General features: G+C 65.3%; 14 protein-coding genes. 5 read left to right on the top strand and 9 right to left on the bottom strand.

What is annotated here, in order from left to right:
• Nucleotides 1-3: 3 nt before the first annotated feature.
• The 6 genes from GCM43_RS05310 to GCM43_RS05285 form a co-directional block, all read right to left on the bottom strand.
• Nucleotides 4-1653 (bottom strand): DUF4394 domain-containing protein, encoded by a 1650-nt coding sequence (locus GCM43_RS05310; RefSeq protein WP_152242459.1) that lies wholly within the window; start codon nt 1651-1653, stop codon nt 4-6.
• Nucleotides 1654-1718: 65 nt separating this feature from the next.
• Entirely contained in the window at nt 1719-2960 is a 1242-nt protein-coding gene (locus GCM43_RS05305) for an MFS transporter (protein ID WP_193315546.1), read from the bottom strand.
• Between the two features lie 239 nt (nt 2961-3199).
• Nucleotides 3200-3940, bottom strand: coding sequence for a substrate-binding periplasmic protein (locus GCM43_RS05300; RefSeq protein WP_193315545.1), 741 nt, complete (start codon nt 3938-3940; stop codon nt 3200-3202).
• Nucleotides 3941-3984: 44 nt separating this feature from the next.
• A complete protein-coding gene (locus GCM43_RS05295) occupies nt 3985-5370 on the bottom strand; it encodes an efflux transporter outer membrane subunit (RefSeq protein WP_152242456.1) in 1386 nt (461 codons plus the stop codon).
• Complete coding sequence (locus GCM43_RS05290; RefSeq protein ID WP_152242455.1) at nt 5367-8507, bottom strand: multidrug efflux RND transporter permease subunit; 3141 nt, start codon at nt 8505-8507, stop codon at nt 5367-5369. The genes GCM43_RS05295 and GCM43_RS05290 overlap by 4 nt, the downstream gene beginning before the upstream one ends.
• A 38-nt stretch (nt 8508-8545) precedes the next feature.
• The gene (locus GCM43_RS05285) at nt 8546-9700 is read right to left on the bottom strand and encodes an efflux RND transporter periplasmic adaptor subunit (RefSeq protein WP_152242454.1); all 1155 of its coding nucleotides are present in this window, start codon (nt 9698-9700) and stop codon (nt 8546-8548) included.
• A gap of 131 nt (nt 9701-9831) precedes the next feature.
• Here GCM43_RS05285 and GCM43_RS05280 point away from each other — a divergent pair, with 131 nt between their 5' ends.
• From GCM43_RS05280 to GCM43_RS05270, 3 genes are read left to right on the top strand one after another with little or no spacing between them, the layout of a single operon-like run.
• Nucleotides 9832-10575, top strand: coding sequence for a response regulator (locus GCM43_RS05280; RefSeq protein ID WP_152242453.1), 744 nt, complete (start codon nt 9832-9834; stop codon nt 10573-10575).
• A complete protein-coding gene (locus GCM43_RS05275; RefSeq protein ID WP_152242452.1) occupies nt 10575-11672 on the top strand; it encodes an ATP-binding protein in 1098 nt (365 codons plus the stop codon). Before GCM43_RS05280 ends, GCM43_RS05275 begins: the two co-directional genes overlap by 1 nt.
• Nucleotides 11673-11729: 57 nt before the next feature.
• The gene (locus tag GCM43_RS05270; RefSeq protein WP_152242451.1) at nt 11730-12368 is read left to right on the top strand and encodes an NAD(P)H-dependent oxidoreductase; all 639 of its coding nucleotides are present in this window, start codon (nt 11730-11732) and stop codon (nt 12366-12368) included.
• Nucleotides 12369-12450: 82 nt separating this feature from the next.
• Here GCM43_RS05270 and GCM43_RS05265 read toward each other — a convergent pair whose 3' ends face one another.
• From GCM43_RS05265 to GCM43_RS05255, 3 genes are read right to left on the bottom strand one after another with little or no spacing between them, the layout of a single operon-like run.
• Nucleotides 12451-13149, bottom strand: a complete 699-nt coding sequence (locus GCM43_RS05265) for a Fe2+-dependent dioxygenase (RefSeq protein ID WP_152242450.1) — start codon at nt 13147-13149, stop codon at nt 12451-12453.
• A gap of 8 nt (nt 13150-13157) precedes the next feature.
• Nucleotides 13158-13901: a tetratricopeptide repeat protein gene (locus GCM43_RS05260; RefSeq protein WP_152242449.1), complete on the bottom strand. Its 744-nt coding sequence runs from the start codon at nt 13899-13901 to the stop codon at nt 13158-13160.
• Nucleotides 13901-16285, bottom strand: coding sequence for a TonB-dependent receptor (locus GCM43_RS05255; RefSeq protein WP_152242448.1), 2385 nt, complete (start codon nt 16283-16285; stop codon nt 13901-13903). The genes GCM43_RS05260 and GCM43_RS05255 overlap by 1 nt, the downstream gene beginning before the upstream one ends.
• 181 nt (nt 16286-16466) lie before the next feature.
• Between GCM43_RS05255 and GCM43_RS05250 the strand changes: the two genes are divergently transcribed.
• Nucleotides 16467-17216, top strand: coding sequence for a response regulator transcription factor (locus GCM43_RS05250; protein ID WP_319636936.1), 750 nt, complete (start codon nt 16467-16469; stop codon nt 17214-17216).
• Nucleotides 17213-18643, top strand: a complete 1431-nt coding sequence (locus GCM43_RS05245) for an ATP-binding protein (RefSeq protein ID WP_226929324.1) — start codon at nt 17213-17215, stop codon at nt 18641-18643. The genes GCM43_RS05250 and GCM43_RS05245 overlap by 4 nt, the downstream gene beginning before the upstream one ends.
• Nucleotides 18644-18665: the final 22 nt, after the last annotated feature.

The raw sequence follows: 18665 nt of genomic DNA, 5'->3' as shown, positions 1-18665 counted from the left end.
CGCTTATTTGAGCGCGATCGCCAGGTCCACCAGTCCCACGCTGCCGGCGCCGATGGCCGAGGTGGCTGGCGTGGCTGCGCCATTGACCGGCACCGCCGCGCCAGTGACCAGGTCAACCCGGTACAGCGCGCTCGGGCCGCCTGCCGTGGTGCGCAATGCGGCCAGGGCCAGGCCGTTGGCGCCACCGGCAATATCGAAGCCTGCGTCGCCCGCTACCGCCACGCCCAGCGCGCCGATATTGACCAGCGTGCCGTCATTGGGCGGATTTTGCAGCGCCAGGCTGGCGCTGGCCGTGTCGATATCGAACAGCTGGGTGGCCGTGGTGCCGGCATAGCTGTTGGTATAGGCGGCGGCTGTCACCACCGGCAGTGCGCCGGCGCGGTTGATGGTGCCGTCGGTGGTGGTGGCGCCCGTATCGACATTGATGCGCAGGCTCTGGCCCGTGTTGCCGATCACGCGCAGACGGTCGGCCACCGGATTGAAGTCGACGGCGAAGGCGCTGCCGGCAATGGCCGTGTAAGGCGCGGTGGTATCGGCGGCATCGGCGCTGAGGGTGGACTTGACGGTGGCGGCGCCCGTGCCGGCGTTGATGGTCACGATGCGTCCGGTCGAGGAAATACCGTACAGCAGGCCGTCTTTCGGCCGGATATCGATGCCCAGCAGCCGTTCACCACTGGCCAGGCCCGTAATGGCCACGTTGGCGTCCAGCGTATTGGGCGTGGCAGGTTTGAACGTGACCAGGCGGCCGTCGTCGGTCAGGCCGTGCGCCAGCGGCGCGGACGGGGTTTTCAGGGCAATGCCGCGCACGTCTTCACCGCCGCCGATGGCCACCACCAGCGTGGCCGGTGCGGTCGCAGCGGACAGGTTGACGCTGTACAGGCTGCGCACCCCGCCCACCGTCATCACGGCGTAGCCGGTATTGTTGCGCGCATCGATATCAAAGGCGCCCACGGCAGTAGCGGCCACGCCCAGCGGCACCGGGTTGACCAGCGTGCCGTTATTGGGCGGGTTTTGCGTGTACAACGTAGCGTTGGCCGCGTCGATTACATACAGCGTGGTGCTGGCCGTGCCGGCAAAGCTGTTGGTGTAGGCCGCAGCCGTAATGGCGGTATTGGCCGCGCCACCGTTGATATTGCCGTCGGTGGTGGTGGCGCCCGTATCGACATTGATACGCAGGCTCTGGCCCGTATTGCTGACGATGCGCAGGCGGTCGGCGACCGGATTGAAGTCCACGCCAAAGCTGGCGCCGGACAAGGTCGTATAAGGCGCCGTGGTATCGGCCGCATCGGAGCTCAGCGTTGACTTGAGCGTGGCGGCGCCCGTGGCGCCGTTGATCACATAAATGCGCCCGGTGCTGCCTACACCGTACAGCTGGCCATCGGCCGGGCGATAATCAATGCCCAGCAGGTTTTCGCCCGACTGCAGGCCCGTTACGCTGACGGTGGTATTGACGGCGCCTGGCGCGGTGCGGTCGAACGAAATGAGCTTGTTACTTGCAGTCAGAATAAATGTATCGCCGGCCGCCAGCGCGGGCGGCGGCGTGACGATTACCTCGTCCTTGTGATCGCTGCCGCCGCCACAGGCGGAAAGGCTGAGGGCGATGGACGAAACGAGCAGCAGGCGGGGAAAGGACAAAGCAGGCAGGGTAGGCATGGTCGTGGCTCCTTAGATTTTATCTGGGGTGCCGCGCCCGCGAAAAACAGGCGCGTACCATTGCACTACACGGGACGTGCCGGTTTGGATGCAGGTGGTTGAAAAATATTTTTTGATGCTAAAACCATTGCCGCCACCACCCCCACCAGCGCCGCCACCGCATATGGCGCGCCCGGATGCAGCGCGTACAGCCAGGCGCCGGCCGGTGGGCCAAACATGCGCGCAATCGACTGCTGCGCCTGGTTGGCGCCCTGCACTTCACCCTGCCGGCCTTCCGGCGCCGCGTCGGCAATCAACGCGTTGACCGAGGGCTGGAACAGGCCGTCGCCAAAGGTAAACAGCGCCACGCCGCACAGCAGCAGCGGTACAAAGGGAAAGCGCGCCAGCCAGGCCAGCACCAACAGGCCGGCGGCGTTGATCAGCAGCCCGGCGCCGGCCAGGCGCTGTTCGCCCACGCGCGGCAGCAGCCGGCGCGCCACCAGGCCCTGGCTGACAATATCGATCACACCGATACCGGCCAGCACCAGGCCGATCGCCGCCGGCGTCAATGCCAGCAGGTCTTTCATCAGCAGCGCCAGGTTGGACTGCAGCAGCACGCTGGCCAGCGCAAAGCAGAACACCACGCCAAACAGCAGCCGCAAGACCGGGACGCGCAGCGCGGCGCGCAGCTGGCTGAAGGCGTTCAAGCGGGCTTTTTGCGGTGCCGTACTGCGCCTGGCCGGCGCCAGGCTCTCGGGCAGCCAGCGCCAGACCAGCAACGCATTGAGCAGCGCCAGGCCGGCCGCGCCATACAGCGGCGCGGCCAGCGACCAGCTGCCCAGCAGGCCACCGAGCACCGGGCCCAGCATAAAACCCAGGCCGCCGGCCACGCCCAGCAGGCCAAAGGCCGGGCCGCGCTCGTGCGGCGCGTGGGTGTCGGCGATGCAGGCGTACAGGGTCGAGATGCTGCCGGCGCTCAGGCCTTCGATCATGCGGCCAAGCAGCAGCACCCACAGGCTGCCGCTGACGCCAAACACGGCAAAGCCGACGGCCGAACCGCACAGTGACAACAACAGCACCGGCCGGCGGCCATGGCGGTCGCTGATGGCGCCCAGCACCGGCGCGGCCAGGAAGGAGCACAGGGCGTACAGCGACAGGATCAGTGCGACCCAGAATGCCACGTCGCCGGGCGCGGCATGGCGCGCCACCGAAAACGGCAGCACCGGGATAATGATCGTAAAGCCGGCAAAGTTGAGCAACACCGACAGCAGGATCACGGCCATGGAACCGCGCGCCGATGCAGCAGCAGGAAAAACAGGGAAAGACATACAGGACTCCGGTTGCTGTTCGACCGGAGCAGTTGTCAAGGAAGAAGCGCCTGAGACCACACGGACGAACAATGGACGCCATGCGGCGTAAATGTTCGTCGAGGGGACTCATGCACAAGGCAAGGAACAGAGCTTTCAGCTGAAAGGATTTGGGCTTACCTATGACCAAATCTGCCTTTTCCGACATGGCGATTGTAGGCCATGTTGCAAGGTTTGGCCAGAATTTCGCCGGACCGTGCTTATTTTCGCGACACCGCCAGCTCTTCCTGGCGTATCGCCTGCAGCGCCCGGTCGAAGTGCGCCGCCAGTTGCGGCGAAACCGTGCGCCGGTTGAACATCAGGTAGCTTTGCGTGGTGTCGACCACCGGCCCGCTGACCTTCACGCGCGCTTCGGCCTGCAACTGCTGCAAAATTGCCAGACCCACCACGCGGCTGCAGATCAGCGCCTGCATGCGCCCGGCCAGCAGTTTCCTGAAGCTTGACTCATGGCTGCTACTCACTTCGAGCCGGCGCAACTGGCCCTGTTTGACGGCTGCATCGAAACGGGGGCCATAGGAGGTGCCGCCGACCACGCCGATGCTGGTGCCGGCCAGCGCGGCCAGGTCGCCGCGAAACGGCAGCGGCGTATCGCGCAGTGTAAAAAATACATAATCCTGCTGCAGTATCGGCTCGCTGGAGAACAGGTAGGCAGCCATACGTTCGGGGGTTTTCTTGACGGTAAACATGGCGTCGGCGCTACCTGTTTCCATCTGCAGCAGCGCGCGCGCCAGCGGCACGATCTCTAGCTGCACCGGCTGGCCCATGCGTTCGAACACGCGCGCGACCAGCTCGACCATCGGCCCTGCCGGCGCATGGCCGGCGTCGACCAGCATCAGCGGCGGATAGGGAAAGCTGACCAGCTTGAGCGTAGCGCCCGGCCGGCCCGGCCCGGGCTGCTCGCCAGCCTGTAACGGCAGGCTGGCGGCCCAAAGCAGTAACACTGACAACAACCTGGCAGACATAGGGACTCCGGTCAGCCTCGCGGCTATTTTTCCAGTCCTCCTCCCAGCGCCTTGTAGAGCGCCACGGCAGAACTGAACTGGTCACGCCGCAAGTCTAGCAAAGTTTGCTGCGAAGCATATGATTGCCTTTGAGCATCGAGTAGTTCCAGCCGGCTATCCTGCCCCGCTTCGTAGCGCAGGCGCGACAGACGCAGCCTTTGCGCCGCTGCCGCTACCGCGCGTTGCTGGGCTTTGACCTGGCCGGCATAGGTGGCGCTGCCGGCCAGGCCATCGCTCACCTCGCGAAACGCGACTTCAATCGCCTGCTCGTACTGCAGCACGGCGACCTCCTTGCGCAGTTCGGCCAGGCGCAGCTCGGCGCGCAGTTGCCCGCCCTGGAACAGCGGCTGGGTAATCTGCGGCGCAAACGACCAGGTACGTGCATTGCCCTTGAACAGCTGTCCCATGGCCGGGCTGGCAAAGCCCAGTTGGGCCGTCAGCGACAGGCGCGGAAAGAAGGCCGCGCGCGCCGCGCCGATTTCCGCATTGGCCGCCACCAGGGCCAGCTCGGCCTGGGCGATATCGGGCCGGTGCGCCAGCAGCTCGGACGGCAGGCCGCTGGGCAGTTGCGTCAGCACCGGCTGGGCGTCAAGCGCGCGACCGGCCGGCAGATCGGCAGGCAAGGCCGTTCCCAGCAACAGTTCAAGGTTGTTGCGCGCCAGCACGCGCGCCCGTTCGCGCGCCTGCAGGTCCGCTTCAGCGCTGGCCACCTGACCTTCGGCCTGCGCCACATCGAGCCCGCTGGCCTGGCGCGCCGCGTGCAGGCGCCGCGTCAGCGCCAGCGCCACGCGCCAGTCATGCAAGGTCTGCTCGGTCAGCTGCCATTGTTCCTCGGCCAGCCGCTGCGCCAGGTAGGCGTCGGCTACCGCCGCAATCAGGCTAAGACGCGCCGCCTGCTGGCCCTGCTGCGTGGCCAGGTAGCGTGCAAAGGCCGCGTCAGACAACGCGCGCAGACGGCCGAACAGGTCGATCTCGAACGCGCTCATGGCCACGCCGGCCGTCAGTTGCTGTTGCACGGCAGGCGCGCCGATGGCGTCCTGCGTGCGCTGGCGCGTACCACCGGCTGTGGCGCCAATGGCCGGGTAGCGCGAAGCGTCCTGGATCTGGTACTGGGCGCGCACGCTGTCCACATTGAGCACGGCCAGGCGCAGGTCGCGGTTATGTTCAAGCGCCAGCTCGACCAGGCGCTGCAGGCGCGCGTCCGGCAGCATCTGGCGCCAGCCGATGTCCGCTGCACGGTGCGCGCCGGCCACCGGCAGTGCATAGGTCGCCGGTATCGGCGGCGCCGGCTTGTCCAGTGGCGGCACCAGGCTGCAGGCCGACACGGCCAGCACCATCGCCGACGCCTGCAATATCACTAAGCTTCTCATGCTTGTTCTCCTTCTGCTGCTGCCGACTTTTTGCCGCGCCGATATAGCCTGAAACGGTCCATGGCGCTCAGTACCACCACAAAAAACACCGGCACGAAAAACACCGCCAGCACGGTGGCCGTAATCATGCCGCCAAACACGCCGGTGCCGATCGCATGCTGGGTCTCGGCGCTGGCGCCACTGGCCAGCATCAGCGGCACCACGCCCAGCGCGAAGGCCAGCGAGGTCATGACGATAGGACGCAGGCGCAGGCGCGCCGCTTCAACCGTGGCCTCGACCAGCGTCTTGCCGCCGGCCTGCAACTGGCGCGCATATTCCACGATCAGAATCGCATTCTTGGCCGACAGGCCGATAATTGTAATCATGCCCACCTTGAAAAACACATCGTTGGGCAAGCCCCGCAGCATGACGGCGGCGACAGCCCCGATTAAACCGAGCGGCACCACCAGCATCACCGACAGCGGCACGCTCCAGCTTTCATACAGCGCCGCCAGCACCAGGAACACCACCAGCATCGACAGCGCCATCAGCATCGGCGCCTGCGAGGCCGATTCTTTTTCCTGCAGCGACTGGCCGGTCCAGGCCAGCGCAAAGCCCGGTGGCAACTGGCCCACCAGACGCTCCATTTCGGTCATGGCGTCGCCACTGGAGACACCGGGCGCGGCGCTGCCGGAAATACGCGCTGCCGGATAACCGAGGTAGCGCACCAGCTGCAGCGGTGCTTCGGTCCATACCGGCCGCACCATTTCACGCAGCGCCACCATCGCGCCGGCGCTGTTTTTCACGCGCAGCGCCAGCACATCGTCGAGCTGCATGCGCGCTGGCGCATCGGCCTGGACAATCACCTGCTGCATGCGTCCGGCGTTGGGAAAGTCGTTGATATAGGTCGAGCCCATGGCGGCGGTCAGCGTGTCCGATACGCTGGCAAACGACACGCCGAGCGCTTCGGCCTTGGCGCGGTCGATATCGAGGCGCACGCTGCTGCCCGCCGGCAGGCCATCCGGATACACACCGGCCACCTTGCTGCTTTGCGCAGCCAGCGTCAAGAGCTGATTCTGCGCCGCCTGCAGCGCTGCCAGTCCCTGGCCGGCGCGGTCCTGCAGGCGCAGCGAAAAGCCGGACGAATTGCCCAGTTCATCGATAGCCGGCGGCATCAGGCTCATGATCGTGCCCTCTTTTGCCGCGGCCATCGCCTGCTGCGCCAGCGCCACTTCCTGCTGCGCCGTAGCGCCATTGCGCTCTTTCCAGTCCTTGAGCATGGTAAAGGCCATCGCCGCGTTCGCGCCGGCACCGGAAAAACTGAAACCGAGTATGGATTGGTTGTTTTCAATGCCGGGCCGGCTGGCCACATGCTGCTCATAGAGCTTGACGGTATCGAGCGTGCGTTCCATGGTGGCGTCCGACGGCAGTTGTATCGACGTAATGAAGTAACCCTGATCCTCCTCTGGCAAAAACGCCGATGGCAGCTGCATAAAGGCCAGCACCAGTGCCGCCACGATGGCGCCATAGACAAACATGGTGCGACCAGCACGCCGTACCAGCAGCACCACGCCCTGCTCGTAGCGCGCTGTCATGCGCTCGAACTGGCGATCGAACCAGGCAAAAAAGCCGCGCTTGGCATGGTCGTCAGGGCCGATTGGTTTCAACAGCGTGGCGCACAGCGCCGGCGTCAGGCTCAGTGCCAGGAAGGCCGAGAACAGGATCGACACCGCCATGGCCAGCGTAAACTGGCGGTAAATGGCGCCCACCGAACCGCTGGCCAGCGCCATCGGAATAAACACCGCCGTCAGCACCAGCGTAATGCCGACCACCGCACCGGTGATCTCGCGCATGGCCTTGACGGTCGCTTCCCTGGGCGACAGCCCCTCGGTGGCCATCAGGCGCTCGACCGCCTCGACCACCACGATGGCGTCGTCGACGATAATGCCGATTGCCAGCACCATGCCGAACATGGTCAGCACGTTGACCGAATAGCCGGCCATCAGCATCACCGTAAAGGTGCCGAGCAGTGCAATCGGCGCGACAATGGCGGGAATGAGGGTATAGCGTATCTTCTGCAGGAACAGATACATCACCAGGAACACCAGCACCATCGCCTCGATCAGCGTGGCAATCACCTTTTCAATCGAGATTTTCACAAACGGCGCGGTGTCGAACGGTACCGAATAAGCCATCCCTGCCGGCATGGCCGGCGCCAGTTCGGCCATGCGCGCCCGCACGGCCACTGCCGTCTTGACCGCATTGGCGCCCGGCGACAGCATGACGGCAGCACCGGAAGCCAGCTGGCCGTTTTCACGGATGCTGAAGTTGCTGGTCTGCGCGCCGAATTCCACGCGCGCCACGTCGCCCAGCGTCAGGTTCGAACCGTCGCGGTTGGCGCGCAGCACGATGGCGGCGAACTGCTGCGGCGTTTGCAGCTGGCCCTGCACGGTCAACGGCACGGTGACGCGCTGACCAGCCACGGCTGGCGAATCGCCCAGGCGGCCCGGCGCGATCTGCGCATTTTGCTGCGCAATGGCGGCGGTAATATCGCTCATGGCGATGTTGTACGAGACCAGCCTGCCCGGATCGACCCAGATGCGCATGGCCCGTTCGGAGCCGAACAGCTGGACCTTGCCCACGCCTGGAATGCGGCGCAGTTCTTCCACCACGTTGCGCGCCAGGTAGTCGCCCAGCGCCACCTCATCGTACTTGCCCTGCGCTGTAGCGTGCACGCTGACAATGAGCAGGAAGCTTGACGACGCCGATTCGACGCCCAGGCCATTCTGGCGCACCGCCTGCGGCAGGCGCGGCTCGATGGCTTTGAGGCGGTTCTGCACGTCCACCTGCGCCATTTCCGGATCGGTACCGGGCTTGAAGGTGGCAGTGATCGAAGCCGAGCCGGAGCTGTCGGTCGACGATTCAAAGTACAGCAGGTGCTTGACGCCCGACAGCTCGCGCTCGATCAGGCTGACCACCGAATCGTTCATGGTCTGCGGCGTGGCGCCAGGGTAGCTGGCGCTGATGCTGACGCTGGGCGGCGCCACCGAAGGAAAACGCGCAATCGGCAATTGCGGTATGGCGATCAGTCCGAACAGGATAATAAAGACCGCTACCACCCACGCAAAGACGGGGCGGTTGATAAAAAACTGAGGCATGTTAAGGAGCTTTCAGAAATAAGTAAGGCCGGGCCGTATCAATGCGCGGCAGCGGCTTTGGCAGCGGCGGCCTTGTGCTGCCATGGCTGCGGCGTTACCACGGCGCCCGGCTGCAGCCGTTCCTGGCCTTCGATGACCAGCGTCTCGCCAGCTTTCAGGCCGCTGGCCACCACGTACTGCTGCGCGATCACTTCTTCGACCTGTACCGGACGCAGGCTGGCCTTGCGCGCGCTGTCGACCACCCAGACCCGGGCCTGGCCGTCGCTGCTGCGCTGCACGGCCTGCTGCGGCACCAGCACGGTATCGGCCGGCGCGCCGCGCGCAATGCGGGCGCGCACGAACATGCCGGGCAACAGCTGGCGCTGCGGATTGTCGACCAGCACGCGCACGATGGTGTCGCCGGTACCGGCGTCGACGCTGGTGCCGGCAAACAGTACCTTGCCGGAATGTGGATACGGCTTGCCGTCGGCGCCGATGATCGTCACCGGCTGAGCGGTAGCCGCACCGGCAGCCAGGCTGGTGGCGCGCTGACGCACATCGACATACACTTTGTCGATCTGCTCGATGCGGGCCATCGGATTGGTGTCGGCCTGGCCCACCAGCGCGCCTTCGGTCACCAGTTCGGAGCCGATGCGCCCGGCAATCGGCGCCTCGATACTGGCAAAGGCCAGGTCCAGGCGACGCCGCGCCAGGGCGGCGCGCGCCTGCGCCACGCTGGCAACGGCCTGGTCGCGCTGGGCCACCGCATCGTCATAGGCCTGGCGCGAGACGGCGTCTGCTTCCATCAACGGCTGCAGGCGTTCGGCCTGCTGCATGGCGCGGCGCGAGGTGGCCAGCGCCTGCTGCAACGCGGCGTCGGCCGCATCGGCATCGGCCTGGAACGGCGCGGCATTAAGCTGGAACAGCTTCTGGCCGGCCTTCACTTCAGCGCCCTGCTCGAACAGGCGGCGCAGCACGATGCCGCTCACTTGCGGGCGGATATCGGCCGTGCGCAGGGCCGCTACGCGCCCGGGCAACTCGTCGCTGCGCAGTACGGGTTCGCTCTGGACTTTGATGACCGTTACGGCGGCCGGCGGTGCTTCCGGGGCCGCCTGCGCGGGCGGCGCACTGCGGCCGCAGGCGGCAAGGCTCAACAGAGCCGCCACGATGACGGTGGTTTTCAGGGAAGATAAAGGAAATTCATCAGGACGCATGGTTGCTCTCACAGGCTGTTGCCGTGCGCGGTCGCGACGGCCAGTGCCGCACAATAAGGGCTTTGCATGGAAGCGCCGTTGAGGAAATGTGGAGATTCGATGGAGACGGCCAACGGTGCTAGACTGGCCGCATGATTTCCCTGCGCCCGCCCGAACCACCTCCACCGCCCTCGTCGGCGCCCCTGATCCTGATTGCCGAAGACGAGCCGCAGATCGCGCGCATCCTGGCCGGCTATCTGCAGCGCGACGGCTACCATACGGCGCATGCGGCCAACGGGCGCGCCGCGCTTGAACAGCATCTGATGCTCAAGCCCGACCTGATCCTGCTGGACGTGCAGATGCCGCTGCAGGACGGCTGGAGCGTGCTGACGCAGGTGCGCCGGCGCGGCGAAACCCCGGTCATCATGCTGACCGCGCGCGACCAGGACGCCGACAAGCTGGCCGCCCTGCGCGTGGGTGCTGACGACTATATCGTCAAGCCCTTCAATCCGGCCGAGGTGGTAGCGCGGGTGGCGGCCGTACTGCGCCGCTCGCAGGGCCGGCAATACGATGGCGCGGCGGGCGTATTGCGCTGCGGCCCGCTTGAAATCGACCAGGAACACTATACGGTCAGCGTGCGCAGTGGCGGTGGTGCGCCGACGGCGCTAAACCTGACGCTGACCGAATTTCGCCTGCTGGTCCATCTGGCGCGCACGCCGCGACGCGTCTGCAGCCGGCTTGAACTGCTCGAAGCGTGCATGCCCGAAAGCCAGTCGCTTGAACGCACCGTGGACAGCCATATCAGCAAGCTGCGCAAAAAGCTCGAGGAAGCTGGCGTGCCCAATATGCCGGTCAGCCTGCGCGGTGTGGGCTACCGGCTCGAAGGCGAAGGCTGATGCGGCTGACCGGCCTGTTCCGGCAGATCGGCCTGTCGATGTCGGCGATGATCATCTTCGCCATCCTGGCCATCTGGACCGGCTCGTGGATCTTCTTTGCCGTTATCTACGATATCGACCCGAACCTGGTCTCGCAGCCTGACGACACCTATCCGAAACTGGCCGAATGGCTGTGGATCCTGTTCATGCTGGTGTTCGGCCTGGTGCTGGCGGTCTGTTTTTCCATCCGGCTGGCGCGGCGTATCCTCGAACCGATCAATTCGGTGATGGACAATGTGCGCCGCGTGGCCCATGGCGACCTGGCCGCGCGCGCCACGGCCGGCGACCGCAGCCTGGGCGAGACCGCCATGCTGGTCGACGACTTCAACAGCATGGCCGAGCGACTGCAGCGCACCGCCAGTGAAAGCCGCACCTGGAACGCCGCCATTGCGCATGAACTGCGCACGCCGGTGACCATCCTGCGCGGCACGCTGCAAGGCGTGGTCGACGGCGTATTCCAGCCCGAAGAGATCGAATTTCCTGCGCTGCTGTCACAAGTTGAAAACCTGGGCCGTCTGATCGAAGACCTGCGCACTCTGAGCCTGCTCGACAGCGGCCAGCTGCAGCTGCGCCTGGCTGACGCGGATCTGGCCACAGAAGTGCGCCAGGCCGCCAGCCTGATGGCCCCGACGCTGGCCGCTGCCGGCCTGCAGCTGCAACTGGCGCTCGACGGCGGCAGCGTGCTGTGCGATGCGGCGCGCCTGCGCCAGGTGGTAATCGCCCTGCTCGACAACGCCTGCCGCTATGCCGATCCCGGCCCGTTGACGCTGTCGCTGCAGCTTGATGGCCGGCAGTGCCTGCTGCAGCTCGAGGACGCCGGCCCCGGTATCGACGCCGCGCTGGCGCCGCTGGTGTTCGATGCCTTCCGGCGCGGTGATACTGCGCGCGTGCAGGCGCATGGCGGCAGCGGCCTGGGGCTGGCGGTGGTGGCCGCCATTGCGCGCGCGCATGGCGGCAGCGCCAGTTGCCGGCGCAGCGGCGCCGGCGGCAGTATTTTTTGCATTGCCTGGCCGGCGCCAAAGGGCGCGGCAGCAGAAATTCTGGCGCCGAGCACTTGAAATGGCCAGATCGGCTATCATTTCCGACCTGTACTATTCACACTGAAAGGTTTTGCCATGTCCAATCTGCTGGAAACGCTGCAATGGCGCTATGCCGCCAAAAAAATGGATCCGTCGAAAGCGGTACCACAGGAAAAAGTCGACCGCATCCTCGAGGCAGTGCGCCTGACCGCTACCTCCAGCGGCCTGCAGCAGTATGAAGTGTTCGTGGTGACCAATCCGGCGCTGCGCGAACAGATCAAGCCGCATGCCTGGAACCAGGGCCAGATCACCGACAGCTCGCATTTGCTGGTGTTTGCCGCCTGGGACAACTACACGGCCGAGCGCATCAACGCCATGTTCGACCTGGTTAACGAAGAGCGCGGCTTCAAGAACGAAGGCTGGGAAGCATACCGCCAGATGCTGCTCAATACCTACCCACAGCGCGACGCCGAAACGAACTTCCAGCACGCCGCCCGCCAGGCCTATATCGGCCTGGGTACCGCCCTGATTGCCGCAGCCGAAGAAAAAGTCGATTCGACCCCGATGGAAGGGTTCGACCCGGCCAAGGTCGACGAAATCCTGAACCTGCGCGAACGCGGCCTGCGCTCGGTGGTACTGCTGCCGCTGGGCTACCGCGCCGAAGAAGGCGACTGGCTGGTCAACCTGAAAAAAGTACGCCGTCCGCGCGAGCAGTTTATTACCGTACTTGCGTAAGCCGACAGTATTATTAGCGCTGATGGGATTTGTCGGATTAGGCCCTTCGGGCCGTAATCCGACAACATTGTTGACGCCCCCATTACCCCTGCGCCCACATCCGCAACAGGTTGTGATACGCGCCCGTCAGCCCTGTGATGGCCGGCGACTGCTGCCCCTGCGCCTGCGCGCGTAGCGCCATCAGGTCGCGGTCCATCTGGAACAGCAAATTGCGCTGCTGTTCATTCCTGATCATGCTTTCCAACCAGATAAAGCTGGCGAAGCGGCAGCCGCGTGTGACGGGGTTGACGCGATGGATCTTGTCGCCCGGATAGAGCAGCATATCGCCGGCAGCGAGCTTGACGTGCTCGTCGCGCCAGCTGCTTGACACCACCAGTTCGCCCCCGTCGTATTCCTCAGGGTCGCTAAAAAACAGCGTGCACGACATATCGGTGCGCACCCGTTCGCCGTCCGGCAGGTAGCGCAGCGCCACGTCGACATGGTCGGCCAGATAGTCGCCCTGCTCTACCCCATCAGCAGCGTCATAGCGGTTGAACATGGGTGGCGCAATCCGGTTGGGCAGCGCGGCCGAGAAAAACAGCTGGTTGCGCCGCAGCGCCTGCAAGACCAGTTGCTGCAAGGCCTGGGTGCTGGCACCCTGCGCCGGCAACTGGCGGTTGCGCTTGATCGACGCGGGCAGGCTGCCCGACGTCACGCGTCCGTCTTCCCATTGCGCGCTTTCCAGGATGGCGCGCGCCTCGGCCACTTCGGCCGGTGTCAGTACCGATTTCAGATGCAGCATGGATTTTCCTATGATTGAAATGGCGGCAAGGCGGCCAGCGCCGCCACCTGCGGCGTGCCTGAGGCCTGCAGCCAGCCGCGCAGGTTGGCCAGAAAAGCCGGCGTGGCCGTGGCCGGAATACGGCGCAGCCAGGCCACGGCCTGCACCACCTTGCCTCGTTCGAGCAGCAGACGTGCATGATTGAACTGCCCGCGAAAGTCGCCGCCGATGGCCGCCTGGCAGTACAGCAGCGCCGCCTGCGCTGGGTCGACCGGCATGTCCCAGCCTTCTTCATGAAAACGGCCGAGGATATTGACCGACTTGGCGTGGCCCAGCGCCGCCGCCTGGCGGTACAGCGCCAGCGCGGCGGGCCGGTCGCCGGCGATGCCCTTGCCGCTCATCAGCAAATTGGCCAGGTTGTACATGCCCCAGTCCAGGCCGGCCACGGCCGCCTGGCGATACCAGTAGACGGCCAGCTGCGCGTCGGCCGCCACGCCCCAGCCGTTTTCCAGGCAGCGCCCGAGCATATTGATCGCTTCGGCGTCATCGCGCGCGGCCGCCTGGCGAAACCAGTGGACGGCCTGCGGCGGATCGGCCGCCACGCCCTCGCCCGTCAGCAAGCGTTGCGCCAGGATAGCCTGGGCACGCGACACACCGTGGCGCGCCGCCGCTTCCAGCCAGGCTAGCGCCTCGGCGCCGCCCTCGGCCAGCATGGCAGACCAGTCTGTGGCCGGCATAGTGCGCAATTGCGCCACGCTGACAGCTGCCTGCATCAGAAGCTCAGGTCCGCGCTCAGGGTCACGCTGCGGCTGGCGCCCGGCACACCGTACAGCTGGAAGCCGTCCAGCGAGGAGCCGATGCGTGCCCAGTAGAACTTGTTGGTCAGGTTTTGCACGTTGAGGTTCAGTGCCAGCGTCGGGTTGACGCGGTAGCGCACGGCCGCGCTATGAACCCAATACGACGGCGCCTTTTCCGTGTCGAACACATAGGTCGGCGCGCGCCCGGCCGGGCCGGCCACGGTGCTGCTGTTGTTGTTCAGGCCACCGACCCGGGCATTGTCCGAATAGCGGCGCTCGCCCATATACTGCGCGCCATAGCTGAACACCAGGCCCGAGACCGGCGTGTAGGAGGTCCACAGGTTGAAGGTCATATCCGGGACGTTCTTCGCTTCGCTGCCGTTGTTGGCGCCCTTGGTCTGGCGGCTTTGCAGGCGCGACAAGCCGCCATACACCGACCACTGTTCGGTTACGTTGCCCTGCACGCCCAACTCGGCCCCCTGCACGCGTTTGGACGGCAAGGCGCGCACTGGCGACACTTCGTCGGAGCTGTATTCCCACGAATCGCTCACTTCGGTGCGGAAGACGGCGCCGGTCAGCGCCAGGCGATGGCGCAGTACGTCCCATTTGCCGCCCAGTTCCATGGTTTTCGAGGTGGCCGGCGAGTATTGTGCTGCCGCTGCCGAGCCGTAGATGGCGTTATTGGTCGACGCGCCCATGGCCGACGGCTGTGCGGCTTGTGCGTAGGCGGCGTACAGGCTGGCTTCTTCCACCGGCTTGTACATGGCTGCCAGGCGGCCGCTGAAAGCGCCGTCGCTGCTGCTGGTGGTATTGACGTTCTTGAGCGAAGTGTCGGCTTTCCAGTGGTCGTAGCGCAAGGAGGCCACCATGCGCCACTGGTCGGAAAAGCGGACCGCGTCGGTCACATAGACACCGGCATTGCTGATGCGCGAGACCAGGCCGGCGGCGCCTTTGACGGTTGCCACGCCGTTATGCACCACCTGCGGGTGGGCCATGTCGAACCACAGCGTGCCGGTGGGCGCCAGCACGGTGCGCTGCAGGTCACCATAGGTTTCACGGTACAGGTCCAGGCCCGTGACCAGTTCATGGCGCACGGCGCCGGTATTGAAGGCCAGGCTGAAGTCAGTCTGGTTGGCCACGATTCTATAGCGCTTGGAGGTGCCCAGGTCGCTTGAGCGCAGCACGCCGTAGGCATCGGTCTTGTTGGCAAAGTCAGCGTAAGAGGGAATCCCGGCAACCGGCGTCAAACCGCCGACGCCCGTATAGCCAAGCGAAGTGCCCAGCGTCGTGCCGTTGGCATTGGCGCCGTTGAAGCGCGCCGGCGACAGCACCGACAGGTTATCGGTCAGCGCCCAGCGGGTCTGGTTGCGAATCTTCACGCCTGGCGCAAATTCATGCGCGAGCTTGACGGTGCCGCTGTCGGACTTGGTTTGCTGGGTATAGGAGTCTGCACCGAACCAGGCGCTGTGCGGCACGTTGGCCATCGGTTGGCCGTTGGTGCCGCGCTGGATCGGCAGGCCGCCGTCCGGCACGTTCTTGTCTTCCTGGTGGAACAGGTCGATCACCAGGCTGGTCGGGCCATCGAGGCCGGTGGCAAACGAGGTGGCCAGGCCCTGGCGATCGAGTTTGGTCACGTCGCGGCCCGGCACATTGTTTTTCTGCTTCATCACGTTAAAGCGCAGTGCGCTATCGGCGTTCAGCTGGCGATTCAGGTCGGCCGTCACGCGGCGGTATTTGGCATTACCCACGCCCACCGAGACGCTGTTGCTGTTGCCCAGTTTGGCCTCCTTGCTGACCAGGTTGACCGTGCCGCCCACAGCCGAGGTGCCCGACTCGATCGATCCGGTACCCTTGAATACTTCCACCTGTTCGATATTGAAGGTGTCGTTACGGCTGGACATACCGGCGTCGCGCATGCCGTCGACCGTCAGGCTCTGCTCGGACGAGAAGCCGCGGATGGTAAACAGATCGCCCCAGCCCAGGTTGCCTTCGCCCGAGGTAAAGCTGATGCCGGGCACGTTTTTCAGGATATCCTGCAGGTTCTGCGCATTCTGTTCGGTCAGCACTTCACGCGGCACGATGGTGACGCTTTGCGGCGTATCGCGCAGCGGCTGGGCAAACTTGGCCGAGCTCAGGTGCTCAGGCTTGTAGGCTGGCGCTTCGCGCTCGGCCTTGACCACCACTTCATTGAGCTGCTGTGGTTCGGCCGCTGGCGCTGCAGCCGGCTCGGCAGCCAGTGCCACGCTGCCGGCGCCCAGCGAGCCGACTGCCAGGCCGACGGTGGCCGACAACTTGCCGTATTGGGAAAAAAGCGCTTCGATAGTGTCTGCGGTACTGTTATGCTTGTTGCGAAATTGCATGGATTCCTCGGTAAATTGTAATGATTCTCATGTGCAAGTAGGAGCGTGCAAGTAATATAATGTCGGGCAGCGCCAGCCAAAACAGCTGGCGGCGCGCAAATGTAATGAAATGTGTTGGCGCAACACACTCAACACAAAGCATTACAAATCATCGGCAATCAGCAAGCAGGAGTGGCAGGCAGTGGCAACGAGTATCGGCAACAGCAGCGTGAAACGGACGGACCAGATATTGATCGTCGACGACGATGAGGACATCCGGGAACTGCTGTCCAGCTACCTCGAAGGCGCGGGTTACCAGGCGCATGCCGCAGCCAATGGCGAACAGATGTGGCAGCTGCTGGCCAGCACACCGGTCGACCTGATCATTCTCGACCTGATGATGCCGGGCGAAGACGGCCTCGAACTGTGCCGCCAGCTGCGCGCGCGGCGCGAGACGCCGGTGATCATGCTGACCGCGCGCGGCACGCTGGTCGACCGCATTATCGGACTGGAAGTGGGGGCCGACGATTACCTGCCCAAGCCGTTCGATCCGCGCGAACTGCTGGCGCGCATCAAGGTCATTATCCGGCGCGCGCGCAGCTTTCCTGAAAAGCACGAGGCCGACCGCATCGACACCATCAGCTTCGAAGGCTGGCAGCTCGATACGCGCGCGCGCCAGATACGCTCGCCGCAGGGCGTGACGCTGTCGCTGGGCAGTTCCGACTACCTGGTGCTGCGCGCCCTGCTCGACCATCCGAAGCGCACGCTGTCGCGCGACTTCCTGCTGGCGGCCGTGTTCGGCAAGGAAAGCCTGCCATATGACCGCGCCATCGATGTCTGCATCAGTCGCCTGCGCCAGCAACTGGGCGACAACCCGCGCAGCCCGGCTTTGATCAAGACTATCCGCCATGGCGGCTATATGCTCAACGCTGAAGTGACCTACCAGGCATGAAGCGCCTGACGGCCTGGGCCGTGCGCGCCTGGCCGCGCAGCCTGTCGGGCCGGCTGGCGCTGGTGCTGGTGGTGGGCATGCTGGCCGCGCAGGCGCTGACCGGCACCGTCTGGTACGACATGCGCTATGGTAAGGCGATGGAAATTCCCGTGCGCCTGGCCGCCACCCGTCTGGCCGACGTGACGCATATGCTCGACGCCGTACCCGCCGCCAGCCTGCCGGCCGTGCTGGCGGCCGTCAACACGCCCGGCTTTACGCTGCGCCGCATCGACGCGCCAGCCAGCGTGCAGGCGCCGCTCGAGCACAATACGCTGCTGTCGAGCGAACTGTTCCTCGATGTGCTGCAACAGCGCCTGGTGCGCCCGACACACCACCAGGCGCGCGTGCTGGCCGTCAGCCTGGCGCACACCGGCAAGCGTCAGGGCAACTGGTTTTCGCTACTGCGCGAGCCTTTCCCGACCGGCCACTTCGTGGTGCAGCTGCGCCTGCACGACGGCAGCTGGCTGCAGGCCGATATGGACGAAGGCCAGGCCGGCATGAGCACGGCGCCGCGCAAGGCGGCCATTGACTACCTGCTGCGCATCTATGTGCTGCGCATTGCCGCCGTGCTGCTGCTGGCCTGGCTGGCTGTGCGGCTGGTGATGCAGCCGCTGGCGCGCCTGGCGCAGGCGGCCGACCGCCTGGGCGACAATATCTTCAGCGCACCGCTGGCCACCGACGGCCCGACCGAAGTACGCAAGGCGTCCACCGCCTTCAACGCCATGCAGCGCCGCCTGATCGACAATATCGCCGAACGCACGCGCTTTCTGGCGGCCGTCTCGCACGACCTGCGCTCGCCGATCACGCGCCTGAAACTGCGCGCCGAAATGCTGAGCGACGAAGCGCAGCGCGACAAATTCCGCCGCGACCTCGATGAAATGGACGCACTGGTGGCCGCCACGCTGACCATGGTGCAGGACAGCGGCCTGCACGAACAGCGCCAGAACGTCGATATCGACAGCCTGCTGGCCAGCCTGGCCAGCGACTTTGCCGAAACCGGCGCCACGGTCACCATCGAAGGCCACGCTGCACCCCTGCCCGCCTACCCGCGCAGCCTCAAGCGCTGCCTGCAGAACCTGGTCGACAACGCCATCCGCTACGGCCACGAAGCCCATATCATAGTGACCCAGGACAGCCGGCAGCTGACCATCAGCGTGGCCGACAAAGGCCCAGGCATCCCGGCCGACCTGCTCGAACGCGCACTCGAACCGTTCTACCGCGTCGACGCATCGCGCAACGCCGGCACGGGCGGCTTCGGCCTGGGCCTGTCGATCGCCCAGACCGTCGCCCAGGCCCACCACGGCACGCTGACGCTGCAAAACGGCGCCCACGGCGGACTGGTGGCCAACTTGACCTTGCCTATTTTCAAGAGCGCAGTCAGGTCGTAATACCGCCAAGTTAAGGAAAACT

The organism is Janthinobacterium aquaticum, assembly GCF_009208565.1.
Classification (GTDB): Bacteria; Pseudomonadota; Gammaproteobacteria; order Burkholderiales; family Burkholderiaceae_D; genus Janthinobacterium.
Note: the sequence above shows the minus strand (reverse complement) of the source record. Positions and strands in the feature narration are given on the sequence as shown.